The following is an 18,908-nucleotide window of genomic DNA, read 5'->3' as shown; positions in this document are numbered from 1 at the left end:
TGCCCAATAGCTGTGAAGATACTGTGAGTCACACAGGCGTTTGCCAGGCCCCTCGCACCTCCACACCGCCAGATGTGATCGCCGCCATACACTTGGCCGATGGATCTGGGTAAAGCCCTGTCAGACCTGGCCGTCACGCCGCTCCGGATCGCCAACGCCGGTCTCGAGATCGCCGGCGGCGCGCTGTCGAGCGTCCAGCATGCACTCGGCGACACCACCGTAGGGTCGCCCGTCATGTCCATGCTCGGCCTTGACGACACGCTGAGCCGGGCCGGCCGCCTCACCCGACTGGTCGACGACGACGCGCCGCTGGGCCGGGCGCTGGCACCGGGCGGCGTGCTCGATCGGTTGCTCCGCCCGGGTGGCCTGGTCGATCAGATCAGCCAGGACGGAGGCCTCCTCGATCGCCTGACCGCCGAGGGCGGCGCCGTGACACGGGCACTGGCACCAGGCGGCGTCATCGACCAGCTGACCCTCGACGGTGGGCTGCTGGACCAATTGACATCCGACGACGGCGCATTGTCCCGAGTCCTCGCCCCAGGCGGATTCGCCGAACAGGTGCTCGCCCCCGACGGTGTCGTGGACCGGGTACTCAGCGAGGACGGCATCGCCGCCCGCCTGATCGCCAAGGACGGACCTGCCGACCGCGTCCTCGCCGACGGTGGCGTGGTCGACCGGCTGCTGAGTTCGGGCGGCATCGTCGACCGACTGCTCGAACCGGGCGGACCGGCCGACCGCGTCCTCGCCGACGGCGGTGTCGTCGACCGCCTGCTGTCCGCCGACGGCATCCTTGACCGGGTGCTCGAACCGGGCGGGGTGGCCGACCGTGGGCTCGCCGAAGGCGGTGTCGTCGACCAGGTGCTCGCTGACGGCGGCATTGTGGACCGGGTCCTTCGACCGGAAGGCATCGCCGATCGGTTGATCGGCGAAGGCGGCATCGCCGACAGACTGCTGGCCGACAACGGCGTGGTCGATCGGGTGCTGCGCGCGGACGGCATCGCCGACCGCCTGCTCGGCGATGGCGGGTCGGTCGACAAGATGCTCGCCGACGGCGGCCTGGTGGACCGACTGCTCAGCGAGGGCGGTATCGCCGAACGACTGCTCGACGAGGGCGGCGCCATCGACGTCCTCACCGCACCCGACGGCGCCCTCATGAAGTTGAACGACGTCGTCGACAACCTCAACCAACTGGCGCCCGTGCTCGCTGGGCTCGCCCCGACCGTCGACAAGCTGTACGACGCAGTGCTCGTCCTCAACGACGCGGTGAATCCGCTGAGCAACATCGCCGGGCGGATTCCGGGGAGCCGTCAGCGCGGCAGGCGGGCGGCGGCTCGGGCCGCGGCCACGCAGCGGGTTGTCGACGAGAACGGCCAAGACCAGCCGGGATCGAACCAGGCACCCTGACGGGTTAGGATTCGGGGCGGTTCGAGCCTCTCGAACCGCATGCCTCCTTAGCTCAGTGGTAGAGCACTCGCCTTGTAAGCGAAAGGTCGTCAGTTCAATCCTGACAGGGGGCTCCATCACGCCGTGCCCACTTGTCGGTGGCCCGTCGTAACGTCCGCTCATGAGGTCATGTCTCGCTTGCGGTAATCCACTCTCGAAGCGCAGTCAGAAGGTCTACTGCAGTAACGCATGCCAGGCATCGGCTCGCCGCGACGCGAAGACGAAACGGTGGCTCGAGACCGGAGAGGTGTTCCTCGCCACCCGTCAGGATCATTACGTCCGGCAATACCTCGCCGACGCTCAATCCGGCTGCTGCGCGATCTGCGGCGGAGACACATCCTGGCAAGACCTGCCGCTGACGCTGGTACTGGATCACATCGACGGCAACCCGACGAACAACCGTCGGGAGAACCTGCGGCTGATCTGTCCGAACTGTGACTCACAGCTGCCGACGTACAAGAGTCGCAACCGCGGCAACGGCCGCCACTTCCGTCGCGAGCGATACGCCAATGGGCAGTCGTACTAGCGCAGGATGACGATGCGGCCCGCGGCTCCCTACTGTCGGGTGAAGCGGCCGACCCAGAGCACCACGAAGCTGACGATGAGCAGCATCGGGGCGCCGACTTGCACGACCTCCAGCTGCCGGGGGCTGACGGTCGTGAGCGTCCCCAGGACCACCGCGACAACGACAATCACCAGCCGCACCGCCAGCAGTGGCCGGCTTTTCAGGGCCGAAGCCAAGGTCCGGCGCCCGACGGTGACCACCAGCTTTCCCAGCGCGGCTCCGAGGCCGACAGTCGCCACACCGATCCCGACCCGCGGTCCCACACCCAGTGTGTTGCCCGGAGCTGCCGTGACGAGCAGCAGCCACAGCAGGAACAGCACTCCGGCAGTGCACCACCGCAGCCACCGGGCCACCGCGAGCGCGATGTTGCGGCGTGCCAGACCGCCGAGGGCGGGGTCGAGCGTGCCGGCGCCGAGAAAGCCCCGCAACGCACCCAACAGCCGTCCCCGCGCCATCCGGTTGACCGCCAGGTTGTGCGTCGCTATCGCATGATCGGGTTGCAGCCGGAGCGCTGCGGTGTATTCGGCATCCGATTCGACGGTTCTGGACAACTTCCGAAAGATGTTCCCGCGCAAGACAAACAGGTCAGGATCCGAGGGTTCCAGACGGATCGCTTCGGTGACCTCGGTCAGCGCGGCATCCAGCCAGCCTTCATCCGACAGGATCTGGGCATACACCAAGTGGGTTCGGTACTCGTTCGGGTTGCCACAGACCGCTCGCCAGGCCATCCACTTCGCCTCGTGCAGCCGCCCCTGTCCACGAAGTGCCAAGGCGTACAAGCGAATCGCGTGCTCATTGTCAGGGGCCGATTTCAACGCCGCATAGAGCCGGCGCTCGGCGCCGATGTAGTCTTCGAGCCCGATGGCGGCCTGGGCATCGAAGATGAGCAACGCCGGATCGTCCGGCGCCATCGACAGCGCGTGGGCCAGCACCTCGCGGGCACGCTGGTGGTTGTCGACGTCGAGGTATACCCGCGCCTGTTGCAGCGCGGCGTCGACAGCGTCGGCTGTCACCGAATCTTGTTGCGGCGCAGATACTTCGCCAGGTCGTCGTAGGTACCGTCCCGATTACCGAATTCGACGACGTTGCGGGCGGTATCGAACCACGGACCGGTCGACGGGCGAACCTGACGCAGCGCGGCCTCCACGTCGGACATTCGCACCGGCCGTACCTGCCCGGTGTGCAACGAGTCGGCCATCGCCAATTGCGTTGCGGTGTCACAGACATGAGCCAGATCCGCGCCGGAGAACCCCGCCGTGCGTGCCGCCAGCGCCGACAGGTCGATCCCCTCAATCGGGCGATCCTGCAGATGTAGCCGCGCGATGCCGGCCCGGGCCTCGGTGTCAGGCAATCCGACGAAAACCATCCGGTCGAACCGTCCCGGTCGGCGCAGCGCCGCATCGACATCCCATGGCGCGTTGGTGGCGCCCAGGATGTAGACGCCGTCGTTGCTGGCCGAGGCCGAATCCAGTTCCTCCAGCAGGGTATTGACGATGGTCCGGATGCCGGACGTACCACTCAACGCGGATCGGCGGTGGCCCAGTGCATCGACCTCATCGAAGAACAGCACGCACGGCGCGTTCCGCCGCGCGGTGTCGAAGACCGAGCGGATGCTGCGTTCGCTCTCACCGAACCAGCGGTGCAACACATCTGCGATGCCGACCTGATAGAAGTTCGCGCCCAGCTCGCCCGATACGGCCTTGGCGATGAACGACTTCCCACAGCCTGGCGGCCCGTAGAGCAGCAGACCGCCGCGAGCCGACATTTTGTAGGCCTTCATCAGCTCGGGGTTGCGAAGTGGCCCGAGCAGCGAGAGTTCCAGCTGTTTCTTGACGGCTTCCATGCCACCGACGTCGGCGAGCCGCACCCCACTGCGCGTAACCGCCTCGAAATCGTCCTCTCCTACTGCCTGCGCGGGTTCATCGACAAAGGCAGGCTTGACGATGTCGGATACCTGGTCTTCGGCCGCATCCCAGTCGAACGATGACTTCGATTGCGGGACTTCAGGTTCCGGTACCGAGACCGGGGCGGCAAGTGCCGCAGTGCATTGCTGCAACAACCCCTGCGCCCTGGCGTCGGTCGGGTCGGCCGCCAGTACCGCACCACAGTGCGCCAATGCCTCGGCGTGCCGCCCCCGCTCGGCCAGCAGCTCTGCCAGGTGCAGGCGCAGGGCCAGTGCGTCCGGACTCTGCTCGACCGCCAGCACCAACTGCGCGATCACCGGATCATCCGTCATTTCCATCCCCCTCGCCCCCAAAGCTGACCTCAATCCTAGGTCGGCAGTTCCGTCAAACGCTCGGTCACCGAGGCGCTTGGGCAGGTACGACACGCTGAGGGGCCGGATTGCGATCCGTCGCACCGTAAGCGAATTGCCGCGCCAGCGCTGCCGCAGGCTCACTCAACGGATTTGACCGGCCAGAACTGGCAAACCAATGCTGCCCGCCGATCGCGAGCGCGATCGTGACCAGCAACGCCACGACCACCGGCCACCAGCGGGCCGCACGCCGCCACAGCCGGTCGCCCGGCTCACCGTCCCCCACGCACGACTCCCTCTGAATACGTTCCGCAAGGTGTAGTCGGCGGACCGGTGGCCAACCGAACGCCACCCGGCAGTGATCTGGCACACGGCGCAGGCCAGGCGCCCAGGGGACCTACGATTTTGTGGTGACACTGCGTGACCGCGTTGCCGCTGCTCGACGCCGCGTACTCGGTGACCGGCCGTCCACCGCCGATACCGCGGGCCTGCCCGTCATCACGCCATTGCAGCCCATCGACCAGAGCGACGAACGCGCCGTCACCGAGGTGGTCGAGCTGGCGATGAACGTCGGCGAGGTGCTGCTGGATTCGGGCACCGGCGCCATCGACACCAGTAAGCAGATCGCCTTCGTCGCCGCCACGTACGGCCTGACCGACTGCGCCGTCGACGTGACCTACAACGCCATCCACGTCTCCGCCCGGCGGGGTCCGGGCCTGCCACCCACCAACTACATGCGCACCGTGAAGTACCGGTCGCTGGACTACACCCGCCTCGAGCAGGTGGACGTCCTGATCCGCCGGATCGGCCGCGGGCACCTGGGCCTCAAGCCCGCCCGCGCGGCATTGGACTACATCGTCGCCGCCGATCATCCGTATTCGCGCAAAGTGGCGCTGTCCGGGTGGGCGCTGATGGCCGCCGCGGTGACACTGATGCTCGGCGGCAGCCCCACGCTCGCCGTCGTCTCATTCGTCACGACCGCCGCCATCTACGGAACCAACGTCGCGCTCGGCAAGCTGGGTCTGCCGTACTTCTTCCAGCAGGTAATGGGCGGGTTCATGGCGACGGTGCCGGCGGCATTTGTCTACAAGCTGGCCATCGAGCACAGCGCGGTCGTCGCGCCGTACCGCATGATCGTGTCGGGCATCATCGTGCTCATGGCGGGGCTGTCGCTCGTCGGTTCGGTGCAGGACGCCATCACGGGCGCGCCCGTCACGGCCGCTGGGCGATTCATCGAAGTCATGGTCTACACCGCGGGCCTGGTCGGTGGTGTCGGCATCGCGCTGCGGCTCACCTCCGCCCTCGGCGCGAGCCTGCCGCCGATGCAGCAGGAGGTGTTGCCCTACGCGCCACTGCCAGTGATGGTGCTCACCGGCGGGCTCGCGTCCGCAGCGTTCGCCCTCGCCAGCTACGCCTCGCTCAAAGCGCTGGCCACCTCCTTCGCGTCGGGTGCTGTCGGGGCGGGACTGGTCGGGACGATCCTGAACGCCGGGCTCGGGCCGATCGTCGCCTCGGCCACCGCCGCGACGGTCGTCGGCCTCGCCGGCGGCATGTTGGCCCGGCGCGCGGTGGTTCCGCCGATCATCGTGGCCGTCGCCGGCATCACCCCGCTGGTGCCGGGTCTCGCGGTCTATCGCGGGCTGTCGGAGATCATGGCTGGCCAGACGGTCGCGGCCATCTCCAATCTGTTCACCGCCGTCATGGTCGGGTGCACGCTGGCCGCCGGGGTGACGCTCGGCGAATGGGTGGCGCGCACCCTGCGACGCCCGCGCCTTCCCCGCCGACTGCTCGGGTCGCGCGTAGCGTAGAGCGCCATGTCCGAGACCGGAATCTGGATCGCCTGGGGCCTGCCCACCCAGGGCCGCGAACTCCAAGCCCTCGCCGCCCTGCGCAATGCTCGCGGCTACCTGCAGGCACTCGTCGACGACGGCCGGATCGAGGAGTTCGACATCACGATCCTGCGACCGCAGACCACGGAGTTGGGCGGCTTCGTCCACATCAAGGGCACGCGCGTGCAGATCGACATCCTGCGTCGCACCGGGGATTTCGAACGCTGGGCCACTGGCATCCAGCTGGTCGCGGGCCGGGTGGCGTTCGTCGACAGCTGGGTCGATCGGGGCATCGACCACGCCATCGAGTTGTACGAGGATGCGCTGCGCGAGGCCGGCCTGACCAACTGACGGTATCGGAACAACAACAACCTGCCGAAACGCTTCCGCGGCGCGCGCCGATGTTGTTCCATAGGTTAGTTAGCTGGAGTAACAGGGGAGGCACCATGGGCGCCACCAGATATGTCGGCCGGGCCGGTCGGCTCGCCTTCGCACTCAGTATCGGAACCGCGATCGTATCCGGGCAGGGCGTCGCGTGGGCCGACCAGACCGACACCGGAACACCCGCCGGCCCAGCGGCGACCTCCTCGACAGGCGAAAAAGCCGGTGCATCCGGTACTTCGGGGACACCCACCAAACCTCGCCGCGACAAGTCGAAGCCCAAGAAGGACGACGACAAGACCGCGGCGCCGTCTACCGACAGCGCGGCCGAGCCCAAGACCGACCCCACATCGGAAACCACGGCCGAGACCACGACGGACAAGCTGCCGACCACGAACCGCGACCGCGCGAACCGGCCGAAGAACGCCAATACCAAAACCGCCGCACCGACCGCCACGGCCCCGAACACGCCGCAAACACCACGGCTGAGCCCACCCAGCACGCCGCTCGCCACCCAACAGACCACGACACCCACCCCGATCAGCGTGGCCGCCGTCGCACCGACTGCCTTGAAGATCACCACCAGCGCGGTCACCACCTCGCCGACGCCTGTCGCCGCGACGACGAACGTGATCACCCCGACCGTCACCGCTCCGACCGTCACGGCACTGAACCCGGTGGCCGCCGTCGTGAATGCCGTTGCCGGCGTGCTGAATTGGGCCTTCAATCCGAACGGCAGCCCGGCCCAGCCGACCCTGGCCTGGACCGTGCTGGCCTTCGCCCGTCGAGAATTCGACAACCTACTGTCAGCGATCAAGCCGCAGAACGCCGCGGCCGCTTTGGTCACCACGAGCCAGCCACTGACCGCCACCGCGGTCGTGGCTGCCGCGACCGTGAGCAACCCACAACCAGCCTTCCCGACCCCTGGTCAGCAGATCAGCGCGTCGACGAGCTTCGTCAACTGGGTCACCGGAAACTTCGCTCCCAACAACACCTATTCCCGCTTCGGTGTCTGGGGTACCGACGTCGGCACCATGTGGGACAACGGAATCCCCGATAATCCGAGCACACCGATCGACGAGCATCAGGTGTTGATGGCATTCGGTGACACCTTCAGCGGCCCCAACATGACCGGCAACTGGCTGAACAACATCCTGTTCCGCACCTCGAACACCGACCTCTCCAAAGGCATCTCGATCCCGGACGGCCAGTGGTTCAACGGCAACATGTTCGGCGGAACTCCGCTGTCCTCACCGACAACGGCACGCCAGATCATCCTGCCCGCCAACTTGCCGCCCGGACTGCCCTCTGGCGTGACGCTGATCCCGACGTCAGGCATCTCGGTGCCGACACCGGGCACCCAATTCGGCGCCACGCAGTACCTGAGCTTCATGTCAGTCAAGCAGTGGGGCGCCCCGGGTCAATGGACGACCAATTACTCGGCGATGGCGTACTCGACCGACAACGGGGAGAACTGGACCATCGCGCCGCAGAGCGTGCGGCAGAACTGGGGCGGTAACGCCAATTTCCAGCAGGCAGCGCTGCTGCGTCCCGGTGATGGCTACGTCTACTCATACGGCACGCCGAACGGTCGCGGCGGCGCGGCTTACGTGTCACGCGTGACGGAAGCCAACATCCTGGACGCATCGAAGTACCAGTACTACAACAAGGGCAACCCCGGCTGGTTCTTCGGCCTCGGTGCCGTCAGTGCCGGCTGGTACAACGACCCGTCGATGGCCACCCCCGTCTTCGGCCAGAGCACCGGTGCGTGCGGAATCGCCCAGGCGGGCAACAACGTCGGCGAGATGTCCGTCCAGTACAACAAGACCCTGAACAAATACGTGACCCTCTACGCCGACCAGTTCAACAACGTCGTGATGAGCACGTCGGATACTCCGCAGGGCACGTGGTCTCAGGCCAAAGTGCTGATGCCACAACAGAACGGCGGCATCTACGCCCCCATGATGGACCCGTGGTCGCCGTCGACCCTGGGCACTGGCACCGATCTGTACTGGAACCTGTCATTGTGGAGTGAATACAACGTCATGCTGATGAAGACCGATCTCACCAAGGTGTAGCCGTGATTCGCACGACCGTCCTGACTGCCGCCGCAGTGGCGTTGGCGACCGTGGTGGCGCCGCTGTCTTCGGCTGATCCCGTTGCACCACAACAGGATCAGCTGTGCCCGCCGACGGCCGACGAGGCCACCACTATGCCGACGACGCCGGCCCCCGCGTCGGGAGCCAACACTCCGCTGCAGTGCCACGAAGGGCACTGGCAGGCGGTCGCACTACCCGCCGAACCCAGCGACCGGTGGTGGAGCACCGGCCCCGCCATCGCGTTGCACGGTCAGGGCATGCGCAATCCGAACCTGTTGTCCGGCACGTGGAGTGGAACCCCGCTGGCCCCAGGCAACCGGTGCCGCGTCGAGCAGCGCGCGGTGATCAGTGCCGGCGTGGTCGGCGCGCCCGTGGTGACCGACGGTGCGCCGGACCAGACACTGCACTTCGACGTCGCCCCCACGGCGTCCTCCGTCGAGTTCTCCGGGTACTGCCTCTGGACCCGGCTCGACTGAGTCGTCAGGCTACGGCGTCATCTCGTAGCGGCCGGCCAGGTCCCGCACCGTACGCACCATGCGCTCGAAGCGGTTCGCGTGCGTGCGTACTTCGACCAGATGCGCCCGCATCTGGCGGTCAGCGAGGCCGCTCGCCACATGATGGACCACCTGCTCAACGCCAAGGTGGTACTCCCCCCGGCGCCGCTGCCGTTGCGACCGACGGTAGAAGTCGTCAACTGGTTCCTGCGCGCCGGAGCAATTGCGACCATGCCCCGATGGATGCGCAAGCTCAGCGGCTTCGACCAGCCGCGAGCCGTCGACATCGCGGTGCGTCCAGTACTCAAGCTCGCCTACGGCATCGCTGATCGGAGCCCGCGACTGAAACTGGCTGTGGCGCAACTGATCGCACCGTCGCTGGCCCCGGTGGCCGCGCCGTACATCTTGGGCGTGGCGCCGATCTCCGACGAGGTCCTCACCCCCGAGCAGGCACGCAGCCGCTACGGCTATGCCAAACCCGCTGACGCACACCATGATCTGCGCGCCAGGCAACAACGGCGCGTGTTCGGCGAAGGCCGCGCGCCCAGCGACGAAGGGCTGATCGAGTCGCAGGCGCATCTCGGGAGCCTGGTCTAGGACTATCTGCCCGGTCGGCGAATCGTCGGCGATCAAACTTGTCGTACCCTTCTGCTTTGATGGTGTCATGTCCAGCACCGCAACGGCTTCCGATGTTGACGGGTCGCCGTGCGAGCGTCTCGATGCGTTCTTCGCCGAGATCGGGGAGTTGACCGGTCAGCGCAACGCGATCGACGGACGCCTGGTGGAGATCGTCGCCGAGATCGACCGCGACGGGCTCTGGGGCGCCACCGGCGCGAAGTCGATCACGTCGCTGGTGGCGTGGAAAACCGGGGTGTCGCCGCGTAATGCGGAAGTCATGGTCGCGGTCGCGCACCGGGTCGAGGAGTTCCCGCGGTGCGCCGAGGCGATGTGTGAGGGCCGGTTGTCGCTGGATCAGGTCGGCGTGGTGGCCGAGCATGCGGCCGAGGGGGCTGATGAGCATTACGCGCAGTTCGCGGCCAGCGCCACCGTCACCCAACTGCGTAAAGCCGTGAGCCTGGAACCGCGCCCGGACCCCGAACCCAAGCCCGAACCGCCGCGATCGATCACCAAAACCACGCACGACGACGGGTCCACCACCTACAAGATCCGGCTGCCGAAGCTGGAAGCCGCGAAAGTCGACGCGGCTCTGGCCTCGCACCAGGATGCGTTGGTCGCGGACTACCAACGCGACCACGAAGAGTCCGGCGATTCGGTGCCGGAAGGGGTGCCCCCGTTCCCGAACCAGGTCGATGCGTTCATGAGCCTGGTCGAGGCCGGCTGGGACGCCGACGTGGAACGTCGTCCACACGGTCACCACACCACCGTGGTGGTGCACCTCGACATCGAACAGCACACAGCCGCACAGCATGTGGGACCGGCACTGACCGATGATGAACGCAGATTGCTGTTGTGCGACGCAACCTGTGAGGTGTGGTTGCAGCGGCACGGTCAGCCGATCGGCGCCGGGCGCACGACCCGCACCATCAGTCGCCGGCTGCGCCGGGCGTTGGAACATCGCGACCGCTGCTGCGTGGTGCCCGGTTGTGGCGCCACCCGGGGCCTGCACGCCCACCACGTCATCCATTGGGAGGACGGCGGGGTCACCGAACTGCACAACCTGGTACTGGTCTGCCCGTTCCATCACCGCCTGCACCACAAGGGCGGCATCACCATCACCGGGCCCGCCGACCAGCTCGTCGTCACCGACCCAGCGGGACAACCCCTGACCAACCGATCCCTGGCCCGACCACCCACCACACCGACACCGGATGTCCCACCCTGCCCCGGACCCACCGGCGAACGCGCCCAATGGTGGTGGTACCAACCCTTTGAACCGCCGCCGACACCGTCGACCAACTGAGTCGGCTACCCGCCGGGCATCAGTTCGGCGACGAGCTCTCTCACCCGTTCGGCGATCGCGTCTCGGATGGCGCGCACAGCCTCGATCGGCTGCCCTGCGGGGTCATCGAGTTTCCAGTCGCGGTAGGACACCCCGGGGAAATACGGACAGGTGTCGCCGCAGCCCATGGTGATCACCACGTCACTGGACTGCACCGTGTCCGCGCTGAGCACCTTGGGCACCGCGGCCATGATGTCGATGCCGAGTTCGGCCATGGCCGCGACGGCAACGGGGTTGAGCGCGTCAGCGGGAGCCGTTCCGGCAGAACGCACTTCGACGCGACCACCGGACAGCTCGGTCAGCAGCGCAGCCGCCATCTGCGATCGGCCGGCATTGTGTACGCAGACGAACAGGACGCTCGGCTGGGCGCTCATGCGGGAGTGCTCCTCAACCGTGGTCGCAGTGCGAGCGACAGATAGACCAGCGCGACCAGCACGGGCACTTCGATGAGCGGTCCGACGACACCGGCCAGCGCTTGCCCCGAGGTTGCACCCCACGTAGCGATGGCGACGGCGATGGCAAGTTCGAAGTTGTTGCCGGCCGCGGTGAATGCCAGCGTGGTGGTGCGTTCATAGCCCAAGCCGAGAACGGCGCCCAGCGCGTAGCCGCCGCCCCACATGATCGCGAAGTAGGCCAGCAGCGGCAGCGCGATCCGCGCCACGTCCCAGGGCCGAGTGGCAATCTGATGTCCCTGCAGCGCAAAGAGAATCACGATGGTGAACAGCAGTCCGTAGAGCGCCCATGGACCGATCCGGGGCAGGAACGACGACTCGTACCAGTTGCGCCCCTTGACGTTTTCGCCGAGTCGGCGCGACAGGTAGCCGGCCAGCAAGGGAATGCCCAGGAAGATCAGAACCGATTTGGCGATCTGCCACGGCGAGGTCGCGATCGTGGTCTGCGGCAGGTGCAGCCAGCCCGGCAGCACCGAAAGGTAGAACCATCCCAGTACCGCGAACATCAGCACCTGGAACACCGAGTTGAGCGCCACCAGGACGGCCGCGGCTTCGCGGTCACCGCAGGCAAGGTCGTTCCAGATGATCACCATGGCGATGCACCGGGCCAGGCCCACCACGATCAGTCCAGTCCGATACTCGGGGAGATCGGCCAAGAACAGCCAGGCCAGTGCGAACATCAACGCCGGCCCCAGCACCCAGTTCAGCACGAGCGAAGACAGCAGCAGCTTGCGGTCGGAGGTCACGGTGTCGAGCCGGTCATAGCGAACTTTGGCCAGCACCGGGTACATCATGACCAGCAGCCCAAGTGCGATCGGCAGTGAAATCCCAGCTATCTGAACCTTTTCCAGCGCGGTGTCCAGTCCGGATATCCAGCGGCCCAGCAACAGGCCGGCAGCCATCGCCAGCCCGATCCAGGCGGGCAGGTACCGGTCGAGGGTCGACAGTCGGGAGGCCGCCGGCGGGTGGCCGGCGTTTGAGGTCTGCGTCACGACGCCGTTCCGCAGCACACGCCGCCACCCTGCTGGTCGGCCCCGGGGCCGTCACCGAAGTACTCAGAGTCGGCCAGCACGGTGTAAACCTCCCAGCGCTCCCCGCCCGGACCGGTCACCCACACTTTGTCCTGCGTCGCGAAGCAGCAGGTGGTGCCGATCTCCTCTTCGGTGAACATCCCCGCCTCGGTGAGTCGGGCGATCTCCGAGTGCACGGCGTCGCTGGAATCCACCTCGACGCCAAGGTGATTGATCGAACCACCGTGCCCCGGATTCTCGATCAAGACCAGCTTGAGCGGCGGGTCCGCGATCGCGAAGTTGGCATAACCGGGCTTGACTTTCGTCGGCTCGGCACCAAAGAGCTTGCGGTAGAACGTGATCGACTCGTCGAGGTCGTCGACATTGAGGGCGAGCTGAGTTCGGGACATGACCTACCCCTAGGGCTTGAGACGTATATCGAAAATGTAGATGCACTCGTTCTACGCACCTTTTCGATATATGTCAACAAAGGGCGTAGCATCAGGGTCATGCCCAAGGCACTGCCCGTCATCGATATGTCCGAGCCGCTGTGCTGCGCACCGGTGGCCGCCACCCCGACCGACGACGACGCCGCGCTCGATGTGGCCATGCGACTCAAGGCACTTGCCGACCCGGCGCGCGTGAAGTTGATGTCACTGCTGTTCACCGACGCCGGGCCGAGCACCACCGGGTCTCTCGCAGCCGCGGTGGGCCTGGCCGAATCGACGGTCAGTCACCACCTTGGACAATTGCGTGCGGCGGGTTTCGTCACCTCCGAACGGCAGGGCATGAACGTGCACCACACCGCCCGGCGGGACGCGCTCGCCGCGCTGTGCCGGGTACTCGATCCGAATTGCTGCTGACGGCGCTCAGCTGGGTAGCGGTAAGCCGAATGCGGTGGCCACAACGCCGGCCACCGCGGCCAGCAGCAACGTGACGACGACGTTCAGCCGGCTGAATACCGCGATCGCTGCAACGGCCAGCACCACGTATTGCCAGGGCCGGCTGATCGACATGGCCAACGGCACCGCCGAACCCAGGATCGCCCCGATGGCGGCCGGACCCGCACCGTCGAGGAACGCCCGCACATAGCCGTTGCCGCGAATCCGGTCGAAGTGCTTGGCACCCACCAGAATGAACAGGAACGAAGGACTGAACGCCACCACCGACGCCAGCACCCCGCCGACCAGTCCCGCAGCCGCATAGCCGACGACGGCGACGGTCTGCACCACCGGCCCGGGCGTGATCTGGCCCAGCGCAACGGCATTGAGGAACTGCGGCCCGGTCATCCAGTGGTACTGGTCGACGGCGTCACCCTGCATGAGCGGAATGATGACGAAGCCGCCGCCGTACGACAGGGCCCCGACTTTCAATGCCACCCAGCACAGCGAACCCAATGTGCCCAGCGTCAGCGAGTGGAACGCCAGCAGCGGCATGCTGCGCGCACCGGATCGGGGCAGCGTCGTCGTCCGCACCAATTCCATTACGCCACAGGCCAACAGCACCACCACCAGCCATGGACCCAGCACCGCCGCGGCGACCGCTCCCAGCACCAGGTACACCGACCAGCGGATGGCGCTGGTGCGACGCTGCCAGCTCGCGGGGATCAGCGCGGCCCCCGCATGCACCGCGATAGCAGCCACGGCGGCACCCGCACCGGCGCCGGCCGCCAGGACCCACCGCGGCGGCGCACCGGACAGGAACAGCGCCGCCAGGCCGAGGATGACTATCAGCCCCGGAATGATGAATGCGGCGCCACCGACCAGCGCACCCAGCCGGCCACGTACCCGCCAGGCGCAGTAGATCGACAGCTGCGTCGACGCCGGCCCCGGCAACAGGTTGCAGGTCGCGATGGCGTCCTCGAACTCAGTGGCACCGATCCAGCGGCGCCGCTCCACACACAGGCTGCGCAGCAGCTTGATGTGCGTGGGCGGCCCGCCGAAACCGATGCACCCGATGGTGCCCCACTCTCGCAGGACAGTGCCCAAACTGGGCGGCGGCGCGGTCATGGTCAATCACCTTGGCATGCCACGGTGAACTGCGGACGACAGGTCCCCTCGATCAGTAGCGGGATCCAGCTGGGGTTACGGGCACGTGACGTCCATCTCGAAGGACTTGCTGATCTCTTGTGGCGCCTGCGGATTGCTGAGGTCACTGCCGGTCGCAGTGCCCTTGATGGTGTAGGAGTTGCCGCGCGCCGCGGCGCCCGCTCTGCTGGCCTGCCCGGGGTCCGCATCTGAATAGCCCAGTGTCACACCGCTGACAGTGCCGAGGCCGACGGTATGAACCAGAGGTGGGTTGTCGGTACTGACTACCGCACCAACCCCGTTGGACGCGTCGCCGATGCCGATCGTGACGTTATTACCTGACTTGTTGCAGGTGACTCCACCGGTGACCGGCTGAGGCTGGCCATCGACGACAACCTGCGGCGCGAGCGCTGTCACGCTGTTCGACGACGCTGATGAACCGGGAGCGCCCGGGGTGGTCGGCGAACCCGCGTTCGTACCAGATGCCCCGGTCGAGCACCCGGTCAGCCCAGCGGCGATTGCCGCTGCGGTCAACGAAGCAACCGCGAGATCCCGCTGGATCTGCTTGTGGACCACTGCTCTCCTCCTTCTCAGCCGCTGATGCCTGATTTGCAGGCCGGGTCGTCGATGAGTTACCCAGGGCGAGAAGGTTCAACCGTCTCCTGGCCAAACGCTTCGGATGTTCAGCTGTCAAGCAGGAGACGTTCAGAAATAGTGCGCTGCAACGTAATTAGCAAACACAAGCGTCGATGCCCGGGCCGCCAACCGGCCCGGGTACGAACACTTCGCTAGGACACCGCCGTCGCTATGCGCACACGGTGACGTAACCGAGCGGGCCGGTCACGCACGGCGGGGCGATGTACACGCTCGGACCATCCCACGACGGACCGCCGCCCCAGCCGCGGCCACGCCAGTCGTGGTGGTCATTCCAGTCGCCGCCACCCCAACCATGCCCGTGATCCATCGGGATCATGCCTGGATCGAGCGCCGGCGCGGCGCCGGCGACACCTGAACCGATACCCAAAAGCGCGGCTCCGAGGCTTGCCGCAAGTGCAGTAGTGGACGCAATCCTCTTCAACGTGGCCATGGCCAACCTCCGAAAAAACAAAAATGCAATAAGTAATAAACCGACCTAAGTATAAGACGCCGTCGTCCGCGGTTCCATTCCCCGGTCCCCGAAATCGGCTGACTGCCAGCGCAGATCGCGCCGCGGCAACATCCGGCACCGCCGGTACCGGCGGTCGACACGCCATACCGCAAACTTTCCGATCGATTCGATCCGGCATCCGGCGGCGTCCGTTCGCGTAGCCTGTCAGCAAACACACATTGATGGGGGATCCGGATGAAGCGCTCACGCACCGCAGCTCTGCTCGCGGCGGTCTCGTCGGCGGTCACCATAGTGCTGGCCGTGCCCGCCCACGCCGACGATCAGGTCGACCCCATGTTCCTGCAAGCCCTGCACGACAAGGGCTTCATCATGCCGAACAACACCGCCCTCAAGCTCGCGCACGGCACCTGCACCGCCATGCGAAGCGGGGGCGTCAACTCGGCGCTGACCTATCTCAAGAAGAACGCCGGCAACATGTCCAACGATGACGCCGTCAAGTTCGGCGGGCTGGCCATCTACGCCTACTGCCGGGATCTGGCGCCCAAGTAGCCGTCAGCGCTCGGTCAATGCGAAGGCCGCTTCCATCAGCATCCAGCCGGCCACCTGCACCGAGAGGTCCCGTTCCGCGATATCAGATGAATTTACCGCGCCGTCAACGGATTTCGCCTGCTCGCCGGTGTCCTTCGGCACCTCGGCGGCACGGTTCCAGAACGCGCCGAACAGCGGGATGCCGTTGACCGACTGCCGGTAGTCCCACGCCGATTCTGCCGATTTCAGCACCAGCTCGCGGGCAGTCGCCCTGGCGGCTTCGTCGTCCTCGGAATCCCCGGGCAGCGCGGTGGCCACCAACGTCAGGTAGCGGGCCAGGATGGCACCGAAAAGACCACCGTCGCCGCCGCCGGCGCCCCGGATGACGCCGTCGTCGAGCATGTGTTCCTTGACCGCGGCCACCAGCCGGTGCACCCGCTCGGCATGCCGCGAATCCCCGGTGCGCACAGCCAATTCCACCTCCAGCCCCAACACCACGCCCTGGCAGTAGGAGTACTGGGCGCGCACCATCGAGCCGGCCTTGATGCCGTCGAACACCAGGTGCGTATCGGGGTCGATCAGCGTGTCGTCGATCCAGTCGGACATCTGCTGCGCTCGCCGCAGCCGGTCGTGGCGGGCCAGGAAGATGCCGGCCGGGCCGTTGGCGGGGGCGTTGAAGAACTGATCCTGTTTGCGCCACGGGATACCGCCGCCGTCCTCGGGCACCCAGGCGTTCAGGAACTGGTCGGCAAACGTCTTGAGCGCCTTGGGCCGCGCCACGCCGACCAGCCGGCCCGAGCGCTCCAGTGCCAGCGCCATCCACGCCATGTCGTCGTAGTAGTTGTTGGTCCACGAACCGTTGTTGCGCAGTCGGTGTCCGCGGATCTGACGGCTGATGCGGGCCACGCGGTACTCCTGCGGGTCGCGCAGCTGCGCATCGATCATGCAGTCGAGCAGGTGCGCCTGCCACCAGTAATCCCAGCTCTTGAACAGCCGGTCGGCCCGGGTCGACGGCCAGGCCACCACGCCCAGCTGGGTTCCGGGTATGCCCCAGAGCCGCCGGATATGCCGATTGAACACAGCCGTTTCGGCGCTGGCCGCACGGTTCGCCCAAACTGCATCCCCGTCGCTCCGCTCCACCGGACGCTGATCCATGCGGTCTATCCTGCCCTACCAGGCCCGATCCAGTCGTGCATGTTGCGTGATCCAGGTGTGCATGACGATCCCGGCGGCCACCCCGGCGTTGATGCTCCGGGTGGAGCCGAACTGTGCGATGGACACCGTCATCATCGATCCCGTCTTGGCGTCGTCGGTGATACCGGGCCCCTCCTGCCCGAAGATCAACAGACACTCGCGGGGCAGCGTCGTCTCTTCCAGCCGCACGGAGCCGGGCACGTTGTCCACGGCCACGGGGGTCAGCCCGGCGCCGTCGGCGAAGGCCAGCAGCTCGGCGGTAGTGGCGTGGTGCATGAGTCGCTGGTAGCGGTCGGTCACCATGGCGCCGCGCCGATTCCACCGCCGCCGGCCGACGATGTGCACGGTGTCCACGGCAAACGCGTTCGCGGTGCGGACCACCGCGCCGATGTTGGCGTCGTTGCCGAAGTTCTCGATCGCGATGTGCAGCGGGTGCCGGCGCTGATCGATGTCGGCGATGATCGCCTCCCGCGTCCAGTACCGGTAGGCGTCGACGACGTTGCGAGTGTCGCCCTCGCGCAACAACTCCGGGTCGTAGCGCGGATCGTCGGGCAGCTCGCCCGGCCATGGGCCGACGCCGGGCCCGGCGCCCCACTCGGTGGGGCCTGGCACATCGACATGCTCGGCGACGTGATCACTCACGCGAAATCCACACCGCCGCATGGGTTCCCACCACGGTAACGGTGGCGTACAGCAACGCCTGGTTGATATCGCCCTGCGTACACAAGGAGGCCCGGGTCGAGATCGCGCCCAGCTTGGAATCCGGCAGCACCAGCAGCGTGGCACCGTAGAGGTCACACATATGCGACAGGCCGGGCGGCGGCAGCGTCGGCGCCACCGCGATCATCAGCGGGCCGCCCCGCTTGACGGAGTCCGCTTTGTATCGGCTTGCCAGACCGCCGATTTCGAGGCCCAACAGCATGTAGCCCTTGCCGGTGAACGCCGTCGGGTCCCCCAGCGCCGCGGGGATCAACTGCCCGCCGTCGGCCCGGAACCCATCGACGCTGGTGGCCTTCAGGGTCAGTCCGGTGTCGGACTCGTTGGTCGGTGTCAGGCCCACCGGGTACGCCGCACCATAGGCCACGGTGGTGTCCTTGATCCGGTCGGCCGGCGAGTACAGGTAGACGCCCCGCACCTGCGACTGGTCACGCATCGGACCCAAACAGACTGTGCCGGTTACCTTGTCCGGGTTCTGGACCACCGCCGGGTTGATCTTCAGGTTGGGAACGCCGTCGCAACCACCGATCACGTTGGACTCGAGGGGGTGTGCCAGCGCGCCGTACAGGCCGAAGCGCAGCGTCTCGGGCTTGGCGTGTTCACCGCCGGCTTTCGCGGCAGCCAGGTCGACATCGACCAACACCTGGTCGTCTTGGAAGCGCAGGTTGGAGACCGACACGTTCCAGCCCAGCAGCGACTGCGATTCACCGATTTTCGCACTGGGCGCACCGTAGATGCTGTTGTCGGCGGAACCGCCACCCGAACAAGCGACCAGCACGCCGGCCAGCAGCATTGTCAGCAGCCGCGAGGCCAACGTGCGAACAGACATGCGGCTCAGGTTAGCCGG

19 protein-coding genes, 1 tRNA gene and 1 pseudogene are annotated in these 18,908 nt (G+C 66.7%); 11 read left to right on the top strand and 10 right to left on the bottom strand.

The window, feature by feature from the left end:
- Positions 1-99: 99 nt before the first annotated feature.
- The 3 genes from G6N59_RS19215 (at position 100) to G6N59_RS19205 (ending at position 1,969) form a co-directional block, all read left to right on the top strand.
- Positions 100-1,404: a hypothetical protein gene (locus G6N59_RS19215; protein WP_138228431.1), complete on the top strand. Its 1,305-nt coding sequence runs from the start codon at positions 100-102 to the stop codon at positions 1,402-1,404.
- 41 nt (positions 1,405-1,445) lie between these two features.
- Positions 1,446-1,520, top strand: a tRNA-Thr gene (locus G6N59_RS19210).
- A gap of 44 nt (positions 1,521-1,564) precedes the next feature.
- Complete coding sequence (locus G6N59_RS19205) at positions 1,565-1,969, top strand: HNH endonuclease (protein ID WP_138228430.1); 405 nt, start codon at positions 1,565-1,567, stop codon at positions 1,967-1,969.
- Positions 1,970-1,998: 29 nt separating this feature from the next.
- Here the strand turns inward: G6N59_RS19205 and G6N59_RS19200 are convergent, their stop codons facing one another.
- A complete protein-coding gene (locus G6N59_RS19200; protein WP_138228429.1) occupies positions 1,999-3,021 on the bottom strand; it encodes a tetratricopeptide repeat protein in 1,023 nt (340 codons plus the stop codon).
- Positions 3,018-4,244, bottom strand: a complete 1,227-nt coding sequence (locus G6N59_RS19195; protein ID WP_163911486.1) for an AAA family ATPase — start codon at positions 4,242-4,244, stop codon at positions 3,018-3,020. Before G6N59_RS19195 ends, G6N59_RS19200 begins: the two co-directional genes overlap by 4 nt.
- A gap of 428 nt (positions 4,245-4,672) precedes the next feature.
- Between G6N59_RS19195 and G6N59_RS19190 the strand changes: the two genes are divergently transcribed.
- The 6 genes from G6N59_RS19190 (at position 4,673) to G6N59_RS19165 (ending at position 10,986) form a co-directional block, all read left to right on the top strand.
- A complete protein-coding gene (locus tag G6N59_RS19190; RefSeq protein ID WP_138228427.1) occupies positions 4,673-6,070 on the top strand; it encodes a threonine/serine exporter family protein in 1,398 nt (465 codons plus the stop codon).
- A gap of 6 nt (positions 6,071-6,076) precedes the next feature.
- Positions 6,077-6,442, top strand: a complete 366-nt coding sequence (locus G6N59_RS19185) for a hypothetical protein (protein WP_138228426.1) — start codon at positions 6,077-6,079, stop codon at positions 6,440-6,442.
- A gap of 95 nt (positions 6,443-6,537) precedes the next feature.
- Positions 6,538-8,550 (top strand): glycoside hydrolase family 183 protein, encoded by a 2,013-nt coding sequence (locus G6N59_RS19180; protein ID WP_138228425.1) that lies wholly within the window; start codon positions 6,538-6,540, stop codon positions 8,548-8,550.
- Positions 8,551-8,552: 2 nt separating this feature from the next.
- Complete coding sequence (locus G6N59_RS19175; protein ID WP_234884046.1) at positions 8,553-9,047, top strand: hypothetical protein; 495 nt, start codon at positions 8,553-8,555, stop codon at positions 9,045-9,047.
- A 78-nt stretch (positions 9,048-9,125) separates the two neighbouring features.
- Positions 9,126-9,662, top strand: coding sequence for an oxygenase MpaB family protein (locus G6N59_RS19170; protein ID WP_234884045.1), 537 nt, complete (start codon positions 9,126-9,128; stop codon positions 9,660-9,662).
- A 67-nt stretch (positions 9,663-9,729) separates the two neighbouring features.
- The gene (locus tag G6N59_RS19165) at positions 9,730-10,986 is read left to right on the top strand and encodes an HNH endonuclease signature motif containing protein (protein WP_138228424.1); all 1,257 of its coding nucleotides are present in this window, start codon (positions 9,730-9,732) and stop codon (positions 10,984-10,986) included.
- A gap of 5 nt (positions 10,987-10,991) precedes the next feature.
- Here the strand turns inward: G6N59_RS19165 and arsB are convergent.
- Both arsB and G6N59_RS19150 read right to left on the bottom strand, forming a co-directional pair.
- Positions 10,992-12,469, bottom strand: a pseudogene (gene arsB, locus G6N59_RS19155) (ACR3 family arsenite efflux transporter).
- Positions 12,466-12,897: an ArsI/CadI family heavy metal resistance metalloenzyme gene (locus G6N59_RS19150; protein WP_138228421.1), complete on the bottom strand. Its 432-nt coding sequence runs from the start codon at positions 12,895-12,897 to the stop codon at positions 12,466-12,468. Before G6N59_RS19150 ends, arsB begins: the two are co-directional and overlap by 4 nt.
- Before the next feature lie 99 nt (positions 12,898-12,996).
- Between G6N59_RS19150 and G6N59_RS19145 the strand changes: the two genes are divergently transcribed.
- The gene (locus G6N59_RS19145; RefSeq protein WP_138228420.1) at positions 12,997-13,350 is read left to right on the top strand and encodes an Rv2640c family ArsR-like transcriptional regulator; all 354 of its coding nucleotides are present in this window, start codon (positions 12,997-12,999) and stop codon (positions 13,348-13,350) included.
- Positions 13,351-13,356: 6 nt separating this feature from the next.
- On the opposite strand, the gene chrA is transcribed toward G6N59_RS19145, so the two are convergent.
- From chrA to G6N59_RS19130, 3 genes are all read right to left on the bottom strand, one after another.
- Entirely contained in the window at positions 13,357-14,496 is a 1,140-nt protein-coding gene (chrA, locus tag G6N59_RS19140; protein WP_138228419.1) for a chromate efflux transporter, read from the bottom strand.
- A 75-nt stretch (positions 14,497-14,571) separates the two neighbouring features.
- Positions 14,572-15,090: a lipoprotein LpqH gene (locus G6N59_RS19135; RefSeq protein WP_275938271.1), complete on the bottom strand. Its 519-nt coding sequence runs from the start codon at positions 15,088-15,090 to the stop codon at positions 14,572-14,574.
- A gap of 229 nt (positions 15,091-15,319) precedes the next feature.
- On the bottom strand, positions 15,320-15,601 hold the full coding sequence (locus G6N59_RS19130) for a hypothetical protein (RefSeq protein ID WP_138228418.1): 282 nt from the start codon (positions 15,599-15,601) through the stop codon (positions 15,320-15,322).
- Between the two features lie 255 nt (positions 15,602-15,856).
- Here G6N59_RS19130 and G6N59_RS19125 point away from each other — a divergent pair, with 255 nt between their 5' ends.
- On the top strand, positions 15,857-16,171 hold the full coding sequence (locus G6N59_RS19125) for a DUF732 domain-containing protein (RefSeq protein ID WP_138228417.1): 315 nt from the start codon (positions 15,857-15,859) through the stop codon (positions 16,169-16,171).
- A 3-nt stretch (positions 16,172-16,174) separates the two neighbouring features.
- Here G6N59_RS19125 and G6N59_RS19120 read toward each other — a convergent pair whose 3' ends face one another.
- From G6N59_RS19120 to G6N59_RS19110, 3 genes are read right to left on the bottom strand one after another with little or no spacing between them, the layout of a single operon-like run.
- Positions 16,175-17,305 carry a glycoside hydrolase family 76 protein gene (locus G6N59_RS19120; protein ID WP_138228416.1) on the bottom strand — a complete coding sequence of 377 codons (1,131 nt, stop codon included), beginning with the start codon at positions 17,303-17,305 and terminating at the stop codon, positions 16,175-16,177.
- 15 nt (positions 17,306-17,320) lie between these two features.
- Positions 17,321-18,007, bottom strand: coding sequence for a TrmH family RNA methyltransferase (locus G6N59_RS19115; protein ID WP_138228415.1), 687 nt, complete (start codon positions 18,005-18,007; stop codon positions 17,321-17,323).
- The gene (locus G6N59_RS19110) at positions 17,979-18,890 is read right to left on the bottom strand and encodes a hypothetical protein (protein ID WP_234884044.1); all 912 of its coding nucleotides are present in this window, start codon (positions 18,888-18,890) and stop codon (positions 17,979-17,981) included. Before G6N59_RS19110 ends, G6N59_RS19115 begins: the two co-directional genes overlap by 29 nt.
- Positions 18,891-18,908: the final 18 nt, after the last annotated feature.

Source organism: Mycolicibacterium aubagnense (genome assembly GCF_010730955.1).
In the GTDB taxonomy this organism is placed as follows: Bacteria; Actinomycetota; Actinomycetes; order Mycobacteriales; family Mycobacteriaceae; genus Mycobacterium; species Mycobacterium aubagnense.
Note: the sequence above shows the minus strand (reverse complement) of the source record. Positions and strands in the feature narration are given on the sequence as shown.

Excerpts from the sequence above, each read along its gene's own strand:
- G6N59_RS19215 (WP_138228431.1), top strand. The coding sequence starts at position 100 with ATGGATCTGGGTAAAGCCCTGTCAGACCTGGCCGTCACGCCGCTCCGG.
- G6N59_RS19205 (WP_138228430.1), top strand. The coding sequence starts at position 1,565 with ATGAGGTCATGTCTCGCTTGCGGTAATCCACTCTCGAAGCGCAGTCAG.
- G6N59_RS19195 (WP_163911486.1), bottom strand. The coding sequence starts at position 4,244 with ATGACGGATGATCCGGTGATCGCGCAGTTGGTGCTGGCGGTCGAGCAG.
- G6N59_RS19185 (WP_138228426.1), top strand. The coding sequence starts at position 6,077 with ATGTCCGAGACCGGAATCTGGATCGCCTGGGGCCTGCCCACCCAGGGC.
- G6N59_RS19180 (WP_138228425.1), top strand. The coding sequence starts at position 6,538 with ATGGGCGCCACCAGATATGTCGGCCGGGCCGGTCGGCTCGCCTTCGCA.
- G6N59_RS19165 (WP_138228424.1), top strand. The coding sequence starts at position 9,730 with ATGTCCAGCACCGCAACGGCTTCCGATGTTGACGGGTCGCCGTGCGAG.
- G6N59_RS19150 (WP_138228421.1), bottom strand. The coding sequence starts at position 12,897 with ATGTCCCGAACTCAGCTCGCCCTCAATGTCGACGACCTCGACGAGTCG.
- G6N59_RS19145 (WP_138228420.1), top strand. The coding sequence starts at position 12,997 with ATGCCCAAGGCACTGCCCGTCATCGATATGTCCGAGCCGCTGTGCTGC.
- chrA (WP_138228419.1), bottom strand. The coding sequence starts at position 14,496 with ATGACCGCGCCGCCGCCCAGTTTGGGCACTGTCCTGCGAGAGTGGGGC.
- G6N59_RS19130 (WP_138228418.1), bottom strand. The coding sequence starts at position 15,601 with ATGGCCACGTTGAAGAGGATTGCGTCCACTACTGCACTTGCGGCAAGC.
- G6N59_RS19125 (WP_138228417.1), top strand. The coding sequence starts at position 15,857 with ATGAAGCGCTCACGCACCGCAGCTCTGCTCGCGGCGGTCTCGTCGGCG.
- G6N59_RS19120 (WP_138228416.1), bottom strand. The coding sequence starts at position 17,305 with ATGGATCAGCGTCCGGTGGAGCGGAGCGACGGGGATGCAGTTTGGGCG.
- G6N59_RS19115 (WP_138228415.1), bottom strand. The coding sequence starts at position 18,007 with ATGCGGCGGTGTGGATTTCGCGTGAGTGATCACGTCGCCGAGCATGTC.
- G6N59_RS19110 (WP_234884044.1), bottom strand. The coding sequence starts at position 18,890 with ATGTCTGTTCGCACGTTGGCCTCGCGGCTGCTGACAATGCTGCTGGCC.